The sequence below is a fragment of the Mycobacterium paragordonae genome, from assembly GCF_003614435.1.
In the GTDB taxonomy this organism is placed as follows: Bacteria; Actinomycetota; Actinomycetes; order Mycobacteriales; family Mycobacteriaceae; genus Mycobacterium; species Mycobacterium paragordonae.
Genome location: NZ_CP025546.1, coordinates 4,683,660 through 4,697,150, shown reverse-complemented (window position 1 = coordinate 4,697,150; position 13,491 = coordinate 4,683,660). Strand labels below are relative to the sequence as shown.

13 protein-coding genes and 2 tRNA genes are annotated in these 13,491 nt (G+C 67.5%); 9 read left to right on the top strand and 6 right to left on the bottom strand.

What is annotated here, in order from left to right; genetic code table 11:
* From C0J29_RS21160 to C0J29_RS21150, 3 genes are all read right to left on the bottom strand, one after another.
* Positions 1-1,017, bottom strand: coding sequence for an FAD/NAD(P)-binding protein (locus tag C0J29_RS21160; RefSeq protein WP_065163764.1), 1,017 nt, complete (start codon positions 1,015-1,017; stop codon positions 1-3).
* Between the two features lie 65 nt (positions 1,018-1,082).
* The gene (locus tag C0J29_RS21155; RefSeq protein ID WP_120793462.1) at positions 1,083-2,654 is read right to left on the bottom strand and encodes a glycoside hydrolase family 13 protein; all 1,572 of its coding nucleotides are present in this window, start codon (positions 2,652-2,654) and stop codon (positions 1,083-1,085) included.
* Positions 2,654-3,049, bottom strand: coding sequence for a globin (locus C0J29_RS21150; protein ID WP_065163735.1), 396 nt, complete (start codon positions 3,047-3,049; stop codon positions 2,654-2,656). The genes C0J29_RS21155 and C0J29_RS21150 overlap by 1 nt, the downstream gene beginning before the upstream one ends.
* 130 nt (positions 3,050-3,179) lie before the next feature.
* Between C0J29_RS21150 and C0J29_RS21145 the strand changes: the two genes are divergently transcribed.
* The 4 genes from C0J29_RS21145 to C0J29_RS21130 all read left to right on the top strand — a co-directional run bounded on the left by C0J29_RS21145 (position 3,180) and on the right by C0J29_RS21130 (position 5,415).
* Positions 3,180-3,827 carry an HNH endonuclease gene (locus tag C0J29_RS21145; protein WP_065045119.1) on the top strand — a complete coding sequence of 216 codons (648 nt, stop codon included), beginning with the start codon at positions 3,180-3,182 and terminating at the stop codon, positions 3,825-3,827.
* A gap of 63 nt (positions 3,828-3,890) precedes the next feature.
* Complete coding sequence (gene ctaJ / locus C0J29_RS21140) at positions 3,891-4,115, top strand: aa3-type cytochrome oxidase subunit CtaJ (protein ID WP_065045120.1); 225 nt, start codon at positions 3,891-3,893, stop codon at positions 4,113-4,115.
* Positions 4,102-4,569, top strand: a complete 468-nt coding sequence (locus C0J29_RS21135; RefSeq protein ID WP_065045121.1) for a DUF5130 domain-containing protein — start codon at positions 4,102-4,104, stop codon at positions 4,567-4,569. The genes ctaJ and C0J29_RS21135 overlap by 14 nt, the downstream gene beginning before the upstream one ends.
* 90 nt (positions 4,570-4,659) lie before the next feature.
* Complete coding sequence (locus C0J29_RS21130; protein WP_242460504.1) at positions 4,660-5,415, top strand: hypothetical protein; 756 nt, start codon at positions 4,660-4,662, stop codon at positions 5,413-5,415.
* A 1-nt stretch (position 5,416) separates the two neighbouring features.
* Here the strand turns inward: C0J29_RS21130 and pepN are convergent, their stop codons facing one another.
* On the bottom strand, positions 5,417-7,999 hold the full coding sequence (gene pepN, locus C0J29_RS21125; protein WP_120794872.1) for an aminopeptidase N: 2,583 nt from the start codon (positions 7,997-7,999) through the stop codon (positions 5,417-5,419).
* Positions 8,000-8,109: 110 nt separating this feature from the next.
* Between pepN and C0J29_RS21120 the strand changes: the two genes are divergently transcribed.
* From C0J29_RS21120 to C0J29_RS21110, 3 genes are all read left to right on the top strand, one after another.
* Complete coding sequence (locus C0J29_RS21120) at positions 8,110-8,733, top strand: Rv2466c family mycothiol-dependent reductase (RefSeq protein WP_120793460.1); 624 nt, start codon at positions 8,110-8,112, stop codon at positions 8,731-8,733.
* Between the two features lie 163 nt (positions 8,734-8,896).
* Complete coding sequence (locus C0J29_RS21115; RefSeq protein ID WP_197748220.1) at positions 8,897-9,376, top strand: ribose-5-phosphate isomerase; 480 nt, start codon at positions 8,897-8,899, stop codon at positions 9,374-9,376.
* 6 nt (positions 9,377-9,382) lie between these two features.
* Positions 9,383-10,186, top strand: coding sequence for an Fpg/Nei family DNA glycosylase (locus tag C0J29_RS21110; protein ID WP_065048979.1), 804 nt, complete (start codon positions 9,383-9,385; stop codon positions 10,184-10,186).
* Positions 10,187-10,265: 79 nt separating this feature from the next.
* Here the strand turns inward: C0J29_RS21110 and C0J29_RS21105 are convergent, their stop codons facing one another.
* Positions 10,266-11,459, bottom strand: a complete 1,194-nt coding sequence (locus C0J29_RS21105) for a serine hydrolase domain-containing protein (protein WP_065163738.1) — start codon at positions 11,457-11,459, stop codon at positions 10,266-10,268.
* A gap of 34 nt (positions 11,460-11,493) precedes the next feature.
* Positions 11,494-11,564: transfer RNA gene (locus tag C0J29_RS21100), tRNA-Gly, on the bottom strand.
* A gap of 142 nt (positions 11,565-11,706) precedes the next feature.
* Here C0J29_RS21100 and C0J29_RS21095 point away from each other — a divergent pair.
* Together C0J29_RS21095 and tig are read left to right on the top strand one after the other, a co-directional pair.
* Positions 11,707-11,783: transfer RNA gene (locus C0J29_RS21095), tRNA-Pro, on the top strand.
* 51 nt (positions 11,784-11,834) lie between these two features.
* Positions 11,835-13,433: a trigger factor gene (tig, locus tag C0J29_RS21090; RefSeq protein ID WP_120793458.1), complete on the top strand. Its 1,599-nt coding sequence runs from the start codon at positions 11,835-11,837 to the stop codon at positions 13,431-13,433.
* Positions 13,434-13,491 lie beyond the last annotated feature (58 nt).

The window sequence follows — 13,491 nt, the reverse complement described above, 5'->3', positions numbered from 1 at the left end:
TTACGTGCTGTAAACCATCCACAACGGCAGTACGGAGTTCAGGTAATCCATGAACTTCTTCAGCCCGACGCGGTGCTGGCCGTAGCCGTACGGGTCTTCGGCGTATTCCGGGAATGCGATGCCCAGCCCGAACAGTCCGGGGGCGATGATCCCGTTCTGCGGGTTGTAGTGCAGCGGGCCCCATTGCGGCGTCGCGGGCAGCGTTCTGGGCTCGAAGCCGACCGTGTAGATGGCGCGGTCGCACTCCTGTAGCTTTGCTTCGAATTCGGGGCCTGAAACCCAGTACCGCTCCAGCCGGTCGGGGTACACGCCGTCGATGTTCTCCCGGGCCCACTCCGCCGCCCGGCCTTTGAGTCCGGTGTCGTCGAACAATATCCAATCATCCAGATACACCGCATATTTGAGAGGACTGCGGTAAAAGTTGAGCACCCTCGCGACGGGGAGCCGCAGGAGATGCGGCAACGCGATCATCGTCGAGTGCGAGGAGCCGAAGACCGCGACGGTGGCCCCTTCCAACTGTTGATCGGCGAGCCGTTCCGGGTCCAGCGCCACGTCGACCGGTATCTCCCTCAGGTGCGGATACGACAGGCTCTTCGGCACCGCGCCGACCGCGAGGACGACGTTCTGCGATTCCACCTCACCGAGTTCGGTCTCGATGCGCCAACGCCGTTGCGTCAACGTCAGCGTGGTCGCGGTGGACTGGACGACCTGGACCCGTTCCCGCAGATGCCCGGTGACCCACTGCAGCGGATCGGCTACCAGGGCCAGGGCGCACGTCTCCTCGGGATCGACCTCCTTGAGCGGCGACGGCGGCGCCTCGGCGAACCGAAATGCTTTGGAGCCGTTCAGATATTCCAGAAATGTTCCGGCAATGGTGTTGCTCGACACCGCCCGCCACTTAGCGCCCAGATCGCCCGCGGCGAAAGCTGGGTCAATCCAGGCGATCTTGTCCTCTGGGATTCCGTGGTCGAGCAGTCGTCCGACGGCCGCGATGCCCGCCGGTCCCGCTCCGATCACTGTCCATGCGTAGGGCGCCATGCATCACATATAGAGCAGCGAGTGCCGAAACGCGAAACGCCCGGCTACACCAGCCAGGCCGCGCTGTCGGCCGGCAACTCGCCACTCACCAACGGCGCGCTGGTCAAGATCACCTCTCCCGGCGGCAGTGCGACCGGCTCCTCGCCGGCGTTGAGGACGCACAGCAGTCCGCCGCTGCGCCGGAACACCACCGCCTGGTCGGCCGACGGCAGCCACTCGATCTCCGCGCCGCCGAATTCTGCACGGGATCTGCGTAATTCGAGCGCAGTCCGGAAGAACGACAACGTCGAACCCGGATCGGCGCGCTGCTTCGCCACCGTCAGCCGCGCCCAGTCCGCCGGCATCGGCAACCAGGTGTCGGGATTGCTGGAGAAGCCGAACGGAGGGGTCTCACCGGACCAGGGCAGTGGAACCCGGCACCGGTCGCGGCCGCGCTCGGTATGCCCCGAGCGTTCCCACGTCGGATCCTGGAGTACCTCGTCGGGCAGGTCCACGTCGGGCAGACCCAGCTCCTCACCGTTGTAGAGGAACACCGCGCCGGGTAGGGCGAGCATCAGCATCAGCATGGCCTTGGCCCGTCGCAACCCGACCTCGCCGCCGCCGTAGCGGGTGACCTCACGGCCGACATCGTGGTTGGCCAGGGTCCAGGTCGGGGTGGCGTCTTCCAGCGCCGCCGCTTCCAGCGAGTTCTGGACGGCCTCGCGGATCTCGGTGGCATCGAACTCGGTGCGGGTGAGCCGGAAGTTGAAGCCGAGGTGCAATTCGTCGTGGCGCACGTACTCGGCCCACTGCGCGTTGTCGTGCACCCACACCTCGCCGACGGTGACCGCGGCAGGGTAGTCATCCATGACCGCCCGGATGTCGCGGTGGATCGCGTGCACGTGCGGCCTGTTGAACCGCGGGTCGTCATCGGTGTGGCGCAGGATCTCGACACCCGCCTCCGGCGCGTCCGGTAGCCCCGGCGGCTTGGCCATGCCGTGTGCGACGTCGATGCGGAATCCGTCCACGCCGCGTTCCAGCCAGAACCGCAGCGTCTTCTCGAAGTCGTCGAAGATCTCCGGGTTGTCCCAGTTGAGGTCCGGCTGTTCGGTGTCGAACAGGTGCAGGTACCACTGGCCGGGTTTGCCGTCCGGCTCGGTCACCCGGGTCCACGCCGGCCCGCCGAACACCGATTCCCAGTTGTTGGGCGGCAGCTTGCCGCCCGGCCCGCGCCCGTCGCGGAAGTAGTAGCGATCGCGCTCAGCGCTGCCCGGCCCGGCGGCCAGCGCGTCCTGGAACCAGGGATGTTGCGAGCTGGAGTGGTTGGGCACCACGTCCATGGTGACCTTGATGCCCCGCGCGTGCGCCGCGGTGATCAGCCGCTCGAAAGCGGCGGTTCCGCCGAACAACGGGTCGATGTCGCGCGGGTCGGCGACGTCATAGCCGTGGTCGGCCATCGGGGAGACGGTGACCGGGTTGAGCCAGATCCCGTCCACACCAAGCTGCTCCAAATGGTCCAGCCGGTCGGCCAGGCCGTCGAGATCGCCGACGCCGTCGCCGTCGCTGTCGGCGAACGAGCGCGGATACACCTGGTAGAACACCGCGGACTGCCACCAGAGATCGTCCGGGTCGGCCATCAGAACGCCGAGTTGACCAGGGAGTGGGCGGCCATTTCCAGATACTGAAGCAACTGGCGACGGTGGTCTTCGTCGAGCGTCTGCGAGTCGACCGAGGCGACCGCGGTGTGCATGCACCGCAACCACGCGTCGCGCTCGATCGGGGTGATCCGGAAGGGCACGTGCCGCATCCGCAGCCGGGGATGTCCGCGCTGATCCGAGTAGGTTCGCGGGCCGCCCCAGTACTGCTCGAGGAACATCCGCAGCCGCTCCTCGGCGCCGGAGAGGTCCTCTTCGGGATACAGCGGCCGCAGTATCTCGTCCTCGGCGACCTGCTCATAGAACCGGGCAACGATCGCCTCGAAGGTCTTGGCGCCGCCGACGGCGTCGTAGAACGATTCAGGTGTTTGTTCCATCGCGCTCCATTGTGGGCCACCGCTGTCCGGGCCGCGATTGCTCCCGGTGTTCACCGGATCGACACGGCGCGGCTGACGCAATTGGCGTGCGATTGGCAGCAAATCGTGGTGGACTGTCGGCGGAGGATTTATGGCGCAGCGCAACAAACGCCGCAGCCACCGCAGTTCCGGTGCCGCGGCAAACGGACCCGGCCCTGCGACCGCTTCGTGCCTGCACAGCATTGACACCCATCCCCCTACCCGCTCCGAGACCGCATCAATCTGGAGTCGCCGGCGGGTCCTGCTGCTCAACTCCACCTACGAACCGCTCACCGCATTGCCGATGCGGCGCGCCATCGTGATGGTGATCTGCGGCAAGGCGGACGTGGTGCACGACGATCCGAGCGCGGCCGTCATCCACTCCGCGACCCGCTCGATCGTGGTGCCGTCAGTGATCCAGCTGCGCTCCTACGTTCGGGTGCCCTACCGGGCGCGGGTCCCGATGACGCGGGCCGCGCTCATGCACCGCGACCGCTTCTGCTGCGCCTACTGCGGGGCCAAGGCCGACACCGTCGACCACGTCGTCCCACGCAGCCGCGGCGGCGACCACTCCTGGGAGAACTGCGTCGCATGCTGCTCGACGTGCAACCACCGCAAGGGCGACAAGCTGCTCACCGAGCTGGGCTGGTCGCTGCGCCGCACCCCGCTGCCCCCCACTGGACAGCATTGGCGGCTGCTGTCCACGGTCAAGGAGCTCGACCCGTCGTGGGCGCGCTACCTCGGCGAGGGCGCGGCCTGAATTAGTGGGGTCTGATCTCGCCGGTCGAACCTTCGGTGGGATACGGTTTGCGTCGTGAGCGCAATGGAGATTCACCTCATCTTTATCGGCATCCCGTTCGGGTTGGCGATCGTCCTCGGGCTGATCTTCCTGACCCGCAAGAGCCCGCACCCCGCGACCTACGACCTGTCCCAGAAGTGGACCCACGACCCCATCCTGTGGGCCGCCACCGATGAGGCCGTCGGCGGTCACCACGGCGGGCACGGATCGGAGTTCACGGTTGGAGGTGGCGCAAGTGGCACATGGTGAAGTCGCAACGATCGACCCGGCAGACCTGCCCCGGGGGTGGGTTCTCACCACCAGCGGACGGGTCTCGGGGGTCACCGAGCCCGGCGAGCTCTCGTCGCACTACCCCTTCCCGATCAACGACCTGGTCGCCGTGGACGACGCTTTGAAGTACGCATCCCGGGCGTCCAAGGCGCGGTTCGCCGTCTACCTGGGCGACCTGGGCGGCGACACCGCGGCCCGGGCCCGGGAGATCCTGGCCAGGGTCCCGACGCCCAACAACGCCGTGCTGCTCGCTGTGTCGCCCGACCAGAGCGCCATCGAGGTGGTCTACGGCGCGGAGGTGCGGGGTCGCGGCGCCGAATCCGCGGCACCGCTCGGCGTCGCCGCCGCCTCGTCGGCGTTCGAGCAGGGCAACCTGATCGACGGCCTGGTCAGCGCGATCCGGGTGCTCAGCGCGGGGATCTCGCCGGCTTAGTGCGCGCGTCGAACGTGCAACCACGGTGAGATCCGGGGCAGATTTTCGCCCCGAGGTCACACTGGATGCGGCCCGGGTTTCGCGCGCTACGTGACTCCGTACGAGCGCGCGCTGCGCCAGGCGGATCTGCTGACCGGCCCGCCGTCGGCGGGATATCTGGGCAGATGGCTCGACAACGCCGCGCGCCGGTCGGTCGAGCCGGACGTCGTGGTCAGCGTCGCGCGCACGGGTCTCGTCGGCTCCCTGCACCTGCTGCAGGGATGTGAGGAGATCACCGACCGGCACGGCAAGTCGTACTTTCTCCTTCCGCAGGGTGCCACCGGGGCCGAGGCGCGGATGGCGGTGCTGCTGGCCTACGTCGTCAACGCGGGCACCGACTACGCAGGCGGCGACTTCGCCGAAACGCCGTACTCCGCCGCCGAGGTGCTGCGGATCATGGACCGTCAGCGTGCCAACAGCTGGACCTACGAGCGCGACGTCCGGTTCGTCCACCGCAACGGCGGCCGACTGGCCGCCACGCCGCACGGCATCCTGATGGGATTGGGCGGCAACTGGATTCAGCGGTTGTTCAGCCAGCGAGGTGGCACCACCTGGGGCGACATCTTCATGGTCAACACCCCCCGCGTCGAGGATCCCGCGCAACGGCTGCGAGAGGTCATCAGGTCACCGACGCTCGATCTGGACCGGCTGCTGCACCACGAGGAGGTGCACAGCGCACAGTGGGCCGCGCTGGGCTACGCCGGCATGCTCCGCGCCTACGGCTGGGAGTTGTTGCGCGAGTTGGTCTTCCGCAAGACCAACCGGCTGGAGCTGGCGGCCGGCCTGCGCGACGGTGGCTACCTGTGACCTAGTCCGCCTCGCCGGCATCGAACTTGCGGGCGCGCAGCGACCGCTTCGCCGCGGCCTGGCCCTCCAAGACGAGTCGACGCAGTGACGGCGGCACGTCGGGATCGGCCAGGAACGAGTCCGCGGCCTCGATCGCCTCTTCGCTGATGTCCCAGTACGGGTACAGGCCGATCACCACCGACTGCGCGACTTCGCTGGAGCGTCGCTCCCACACACCCGGGATCGCCTCGAAATAGCGCGCGGCGAAGGGCTTGAGCAGCTCACCCTGCCCCGGTGCTCCGATACCCCCGATGATGGCCCGTGCCGTCGCATTCGCCAGGGTGTCGTCCTCGACGACCGTGGTGAATGCCTTCTCCTTGACCTCGAGTTGCGGCCGGGCCGCCTTCGCCTGAGCGGCGTGCCGCCGGCCGGCTGCGGTGCGGTCCTGCTCCGCCTCGGCGTCGATGCGCGGCGACTCCGGCCCGTCGGCATCGATCGCGCCGGCGGTCGCCAGCGCGGTCACCACCCGCCAGCGCAGGTCGGTGTCGACGTCCAGGCCCGGCAGTCCCTGCCCGGCCGGGTCGCCGTCGAGCAACGCCGCCAGCACCTCGACGTGACGCGGCGACAGCACCGACGTGCACAGCGCGTTGACGAAGGCGAGCTGATGGTCGGACCCGGGCTCGGCGCCGCGGGCCAACTCCAGCAGCCGGTCGGCGAACTGCGGCCAGCCGTGTTCGCGCGCCCACTCCGGCTCGGCGTAAGACCCCACCGCCGTCTGCGCCTGCATCAGCAGCCGCTGCAGCACCGTGACCGCGGTTTCGGCATGGATGCCGCCCGACACCAGGGACACGAAGTCGCGGGCGCGCAGTTCGGCTTCGCGCGTCATCTCCCAGGCCGCCGACCATGCCAGCGAGCGGGGGAGTGGCTCGGCGATGTCGGCGATCCGCTCGAGCACGGTCCGCAGCGAGTCCGGGTCCAGCCGCAGCGAGCAGTACGTCAGGTCGTCGTCGTTGACCAGAATCAGCTTGCCGCGCGAAACACCAACCAGTGCAGGGACATCGGTGTTCGGGCCGTCGACGTCCAGCTCTTCGCGATGGACGCGGACCAGCTTGCCGGACTCGTCGTCATCGTAGATTCCGACGGCAATCCGGTGCACCCTGGTTTCGCCCTTACCCGGCGACGCACCGCTCTGCGTCACCGCGAACCTGGTGAACTTGCCTTCACCGTCGACATCGAAATCCGCGCGCAAGGTGTTGAGCCCAGTGGTTTTCAGCCACTGCTGGCCCCAGGTAGACAGGTCGCGCCCGGACGCGTTCTCCAGCGCGGAGAGCAGGTCGCTGAACGTGGCGTTCCCGAACGCGTGGGTGCGGAAGTAGTCCCGCAGCCCGGCCAGGAAGTGGTCCAAGCCCACGTAGGCGACCAGCTGCTTGAGCACGGAAGCGCCCTTGGCATAGGTGATTCCGTCGAAGTTCACCTCAACCGCGTGCAGGTCGGGGATGTCCGCGGCGATCGGGTGGGTCGACGGCATCTGGTCCTGCCGGTAGGCCCACGACTTCTCGACGGTCGCGAACGTCGTCCATGCCTCGGTGTATTCGGTCGACTCGGCCTGGCACAACACCGAGGCGAAGGTGGCGAAAGATTCGTTGAGCCACAGGTCATCCCACCACGTCATGGTGACCAGGTCGCCGAACCACATGTGCGCCATCTCGTGCAGCACCGTCTCGGCGCGCCGCTCATACGAGGCGCGGGTGACCTTGCTGCGGAACACGTAGTCCTCGAGGAATGTCACGGCGCCGGCGTTTTCCATTGCGCCCGCGTTGAATTCGGGGACGAACAGCTGGTCGTACTTGCCGAACGCATACGGCAGGCCGAAGTTGTTGTGGTAGAAGCCGAATCCCTGTTTGGTCTCGGTGAACAACCGCTCGGCGTCCATGTGGGGCGCCAGCGAACTGCGGCAGTAGATGCCCAGCGGGATCTCGCCGTGCTCGTCGGTGTAGGTGTCGTTCCACACGGCGTACGGGCCGGCGATGAGCGCCACCAGGTAGGTGCTCATCCGCGGCGTGGTGGCGAAGGTGTGGACGCCGTTTTCGACGCTGACCGGCGCGCCGTTGGACACCACCTTCCAGTGCGCCGGGGCGGTCACCGTGAGGTCGAAGGTGGCCTTGAGGTCAGGTTGATCGAAGCACGCGAACATCCGCTTGGCGTCGGCGGTTTCGAACTGTGAGTAGAGATACGTCTCGTCGTCGACCGGGTCGACGAAGCGGTGCAACCCTTCGCCGGTGTTGGAGTAGCGGCAGTCGGCGTCGACCACGACGACATTGCGGTCGGCCAGTCCCGGCAGGGCGATGCCGGTCGACTCGTCGTAGCCGGAGACGTCGAGATCCTGACCGTTGAGACTGGCGCTGTGGACGGTGTCCGCGGCGATGTCGATGACCGAGTCGGCACCGGCGAGCGCGTCGAACACCACGGTGGTGGTGGAGCGGAAGGTGCGCTCGCCCGGCGCGCCCGACCCGTCGGTGACGTCGAGGTTGATCTGGTAACTGTGCACGGTGATCAGTGCGGCGCGTTCGACCGCCTGATCCCGGGTGAGGTTGGGAAGGGCCACGCGCTCCAACATATCGGCCGTCGGGGAGCGCAGCGCGGCGGGAACAGTCTCGGCGGAGCTACGGTTGTGTCTGAGCGGTTACCCGAATTGTCTATGAGAGGACCGCAGCAATGGCCGAGAACGCCTCCTCGAAAAACAAAGCCGACTTCTGGTTCGACCCGCTGTGTCCGTGGTGCTGGATCACCTCGCGCTGGATTCTCGAAGTCGAGAAAGTCCGCGACATCGAAGTGAACTTTCACGTGATGAGCCTGGCGGTGCTCAACGAGAACCGCGAAGACCTTCCCGAGCAGTACAAGGAGATGATGGTCAGGGCGTGGGGGCCGGTGCGGGTGGCGATCGCCGCCGAGCAGGCCCACGGCGCCAAGGTGCTCGACCCGCTCTACACCGCGATGGGCACCCGGATTCACAACGAGGGCAATAAAGATCTCGACGAGGTGGTCAAACTCGCGCTGGCCGACGCCGGTCTCCCGGCCGAACTCGCTGCGGCCGCCACCAGTACTGAGTACGACGAAGCGCTGCGCAAGAGCCACCACGCCGGCATGGACGCGGTAGGCCCCGACGTCGGCACACCGACCATCCACGTGAACGGGGTGGCGTTCTTCGGACCCGTGATCTCGAAGATCCCGCGCGGCGAGGAAGCCGGCAAGCTGTGGGACGCCTCGGTGACGTTCGCGTCCTACCCGCACTTCTTCGAACTCAAGCGGACGCGCACCGAGCCGCCCCAGTTCGACTAGCCCGGCGATCGCAGCGCGGCGTAGCCGTGTGCAGCGGGTCGCCGCGGTCGGGACGACTCGACTGTGAACCGTGCGACGCGACACGCCGCGGTTGCGTCGCACGGTTCACTTTCGGCACGAGCCAGTGCGGGGACCGGGTCCCCGCTGATGCACAATGTCCGGCATGCGCGTCTACCTGGGTGCTGACCACGCCGGCTTCGAGCTCAAGCAACAGATCATCGAGCATCTGAAGAAGACCGGGCACGAGCCGATCGACTGCGGCGCCTTCGCCTACGACGCCGAGGACGACTACCCGGCGTTCTGCATCGCCGCGGCCGAGCGCACCGTCGCCGACCCGGACAGCCTGGGCATCGTGCTCGGTGGTTCGGGCAACGGCGAACAGATCGCGGCCAACAAGGTGCCCGGCGCGCGGTGCGCGCTGGCCTGGAGCGTGCAGACCGCTTCGCTGGCCCGCGAACACAACAACGCGCAGCTGATCGGCATCGGCGGTCGCATGCACACGCTCGACGAGGCACTGGCCATCGTCGACGCGTTCCTGGCCACGCCGTGGTCGAAAGCCGAACGCCACCAACGTCGTATCGACATCCTCGCCGAATACGAACGCACCCACCAGGCGCCGCCGGTGCCCGGCGCGCAGAACTGAGAGCCCGTGCCCGAAGGCCACACGCTGCACCGGCTGGCCCGGTTACATCAGAAGCGCTACGCCGGTGGCCCGGTGGCGGTATCCAGCCCGCAGGGCCGATTCACCGATGCGGCCGCCGTGGACGGAGCGGTACTGCGGCGCGCCAGCGCCTGGGGTAAGCACCTCTTTCACCACTACGCACACGGCCCGGTGGTGCACGTGCATCTCGGGCTCTACGGCGTCTTCACCGAGTGGGAACGGACCGAGGGCGAGCCGGTTCCGGAACCCGTCGGCCAGGTGCGGATGCGCATGGTCGGCGCCGAGTACGGCACCGATCTTCGTGGCGCGACGGTGTGCGAAGTGCTCGACGCGGGCCAGGTCGACGATGTGATCGCCCGCTTAGGGCCCGACCCGTTGCGCGCCGACGCCGACCCGGCGTGGCCGTGGGCGCGAATCTCCAAGTCGCGCAGGCCGATTGGTGCGCTGTTGATGGACCAGACGGTGATGGCCGGCGTCGGCAACGTCTACCGAAGCGAGCTGCTGTTCCGCCACCACATCGACCCGTACCGGCCCGGGCAGAAGATTTCGGAGGCGGAGTTCGCGGCCGCCTGGACCGACCTGGTGGCGCTGATGAAGGTCGGGTTGCGGCGGGGCAAAATCGTCGTCGTCCGTCCCGAACACGACCACGGTGCGCCGTCCTACGCGCCGGGACGTCCGCGCACCTACGTGTACCGGCGTGCCGGTGATCCGTGCCGGGTATGCGGCGAGACGGTACGTACCGCGGTGCTCGAAGGCCGAAACGTCTTCTGGTGCCCGAACTGTCAGTCCTGACGCCGAGTGTGAACGTCCCGACGGGACACGCCGCGACAGCGTCGGGAAATTCCCTTTCGACGCGAAGTATGGGGCGCGGTCAGCCGACCTCGACCCCGAGCGCGCGGTACACCTCGTTGCTCAGGGCGACACTGCGCGGGTCGGCGTTGGCCTTGCTGGCGTCGAAACGGTTGGACACGTAGCTGTAGCCGATCCGGTGCTCCAAGTCCACGAAAGCGAAGGAGCCACCCAGACCGCCGTGGCCGAACACGTGCGGGTTGGGTCCGTTGATGCAGCGCTGGTTGAGCATGTAGCCCAGGCCCCAGCCGTGATCGGCCACGCGCGGGCCCAGCACCAGGTCGGGTTCGAAACCGCCCTGGCACACGCGCACCCGATCCATGTGTTCGCGGCTGAGCAATTTCTCCTGAGCGAGCGCGTTGTAGAACGTGGCCATGCCGAGCGCGGACACCTGTGCGTTGGTGCCGGGGAACTCGAGCTGCCGCCACAGGTGCAGGTTCTCGGTGTCCAGGTCGTCATCGGCCAGGAACCCCATCGAAATCGACATCCCGGCCTTGGGGTGGTCGTCCAGGCTGGTCGGGTCACTCGGGGCCTGCAGTTCGGCCAGCAGCTGACGGCCGGTCGGCTTGTTCACCCGCTCGGCGCAGCGCAGTTGCTCGGACTGGGTCAAACCGATGTGGATTTCGGCGCCGATCGGTTGTGCGATCTCGGTCCGCAGATACTGCCCGATGGTCCGGCCGGTGACGCGCCGGAACACCTCGCCGAGGATGAACCCGAAGGTCGTCATGTGGTAGCCCTGCGCGGTGCCCGGCTTCCACCAGGGTTCGGCGACGGCAAGCTGCCCACAGACATAGTCCCAGTCGCAGAGTTGCTCGGTGGTCACCCGGGTGCGCGGGCCGATCACTCCCGACCGGTGGCTCATCACCATGGCCAGCGTGATGTCCTCCTTGCCGGCCTGCCCGAACTCCGGCCAGTACCGGGAGATCGGAGCGTGCAGGTCCAGCTCCCCGCGGTCGGCGAGTTGGTGGACGCAGGTGGACGTCAGGCCCTTGGTGCCGGACAGCACCGTGGTCAGAGTGTCTTCCTGCCAGGGGCGCCTGCCGGCGTTGTCGGCGTGTCCGCCCCACAGATTGACGACAAGAGTCCCGTCGACCCAGACGGCGACCGCTGCGCCCGCTTCTGCGCGCAGCACGAAATTCTGCTCGAACGCGTCGCGCACTCCGGCGAAGTCCGACGCGCACGAGCCGTGAACGCTGACGCTTTTGACGTCGCTCATGGCGCCTTTCTGGTCGAGCAGAGCGTGAGCTCAGAGCGGGCGACGGGAATCGAACCCGCGTAGCTAGTTTGGAAGACTAGGGCTCTACCATTGAGCTACGCCCGCAAGTATTAGTCGAGCGAGACTGTACGTGGTGGTGGAGATCAAATCTAATCGACGCAGTCATGTGACCGCTCCGTGAGCTGCCAGGTCCCCGGAGGTCTCTGCGGGCCCGGTGCTGCCGGGCCGTAGGATCGCGTGGTCAGCGCGGGGTGTAGCGCAGCTTGGTAGCGCATCCGCTTTGGGAGCGGAAGGCCGCAGGTTCAAATCCTGTCACCCCGACCAGATCGCCCGGCGCACCGCCGCACGCAAACACGACACACCGAGGAGCACGCCGTGAAGAGCACCGTGACGCAGTTGAGCCCTACCCGGGTTCGCATCAACGTGGAGGTGCCGTTCCCCGAACTCGAGCCCGATTTCCAGCGGGCCTACAAGGAGTTGGCCAAGCAGGTTCGGTTGCCGGGCTTCCGGCCCGGCAAGGCGCCGGCCCGGCTGCTCGAGGCGCGCTTCGGCCGCGAGGCCCTGCTCGACCAGGTCATCGAGGACGCCGTGCCCAGCCGCTACGGCCAGGCCCTCACCGAGTCCGACGTGCAGCCGATCGGCCGGCCCAACATCCAGGTGACCCACAAGGAATACGGAGAGCAACTGCAGTTCTTCGCCGAGGTCGACGTCCGCCCCAAGCTGGAGATTCCGGACCTGGACGCGCTGAGCGTCTCGGTCGAACCGGTCGAGGTCTCCGACGACGAGGTCGATGCCGAACTCCAGTCGCTGCGCGCCCGGTTCGGCACGCTGACCGGCGTGGACCGGCCCGTGCAGACCGGTGACTTCGTCTCGATCGACCTCTCCGCGACCGTGGACGGCGAAGACGTGCCCGGTGCCGCCGCCGAGGGGCTGTCGCACGAGGTCGGTTCCGGTCGCCTGATCGCGGGACTCGACGACGCGCTCGTCGGGCTCGCCGTGGACGAGTCCAAGGTCTTCACCGCCACGCTGGCGACCGGCGAACACGCCGGCCAGGAGGCCGAGGTCACCGTCACGGTCAAGTCGATCAAGGAACGCGAACTGCCCGAGCCGGACGACGAGTTCGCGCAGCTCGCCAGCGAGTTCGACACCATCGACGAGTTGCGGGAGAGCCTCGGCGAGCAGGTGCTGAAAACCAAGCGCGCGCAGCAGGCGGACCAGATCCGCAACGCTGCCCTGGACGCCCTGCTCGAGCAGGTGGACGTCCCGGTGCCGGACGCGATTGTGCGCTCCCAGATCGACGAGACCCTGCAGGCCGCCATGAGCGGTCTGAATCAGGACCAGGTGAAGTTCAACGAGGTGCTCGAACAGCAGGGGTCCTCGCGCGCCGAGTTCGACGCCGAAGCCCGTGCGGCCGCCGAGAACAACGTCAAGCGCCAGCTGCTGCTCGACGCCATCGCCGACGAGCTCGATGTCCAGGTCGGCCAGGAAGACCTGACCGAGCGACTGGTGCTGACGTCACGGCAGTACGGCATCGAGCCGCAGCAGCTGTTCGCCTACCTGCAGGAGAACAACCAGCTCGCCGCGATGTTCGCCGATGTGCGGCGCGGCCTGGCCGTCGCCGCGGTGATCGAGAAGGCCACCGTCACCGACACCGAGGGCAATGCCGTCGACACCAGCGAGTTCTTCGGCAAGCGGCACGCGGACCACGACCACGATCACGGTCATGACCATGACCACGACCACGATCACGACCACGACCACGACCACGGCGGGGACGACGAGGCGGCGGCTGCGGCTGAGCCGGCCGCCGAAGCCCCCGCTGCCGCGGGAGCAGTAGCCGAGGCTGACGCTGCCTCCGAAACTTCCTCAGCAGCTCCCGAAGCAGCCCCCGCCGAAGCCGAGGACAAGCCGAAGAAGAAGGCCAAGAAAGCCAAGAAAGCCGACGCCGACACGGCCGATGAACCGACCGCATGACGCTGTGAGCGAACGCGCCCGTTTCAGGGGGTCAAAGGGCGGGTCCGGTTGGTTAGTG

What these genes read in the sequence shown, in the direction of transcription:
- C0J29_RS21155 (WP_120793462.1), bottom strand. Translation starts at nt 2,654, where the DNA reads ATGGCCGACCCGGACGATCTCTGGTGGCAGTCCGCGGTGTTCTACCAG.
- C0J29_RS21150 (WP_065163735.1), bottom strand. Translation starts at nt 3,049, where the DNA reads ATGGAACAAACACCTGAATCGTTCTACGACGCCGTCGGCGGCGCCAAG.
- C0J29_RS21145 (WP_065045119.1), top strand. Translation starts at nt 3,180, where the DNA reads ATGGCGCAGCGCAACAAACGCCGCAGCCACCGCAGTTCCGGTGCCGCG.
- ctaJ (WP_065045120.1), top strand. Translation starts at nt 3,891, where the DNA reads ATGGAGATTCACCTCATCTTTATCGGCATCCCGTTCGGGTTGGCGATC.
- C0J29_RS21120 (WP_120793460.1), top strand. Translation starts at nt 8,110, where the DNA reads ATGGCCGAGAACGCCTCCTCGAAAAACAAAGCCGACTTCTGGTTCGAC.
- C0J29_RS21115 (WP_197748220.1), top strand. Translation starts at nt 8,897, where the DNA reads ATGCGCGTCTACCTGGGTGCTGACCACGCCGGCTTCGAGCTCAAGCAA.
- C0J29_RS21105 (WP_065163738.1), bottom strand. Translation starts at nt 11,459, where the DNA reads ATGAGCGACGTCAAAAGCGTCAGCGTTCACGGCTCGTGCGCGTCGGAC.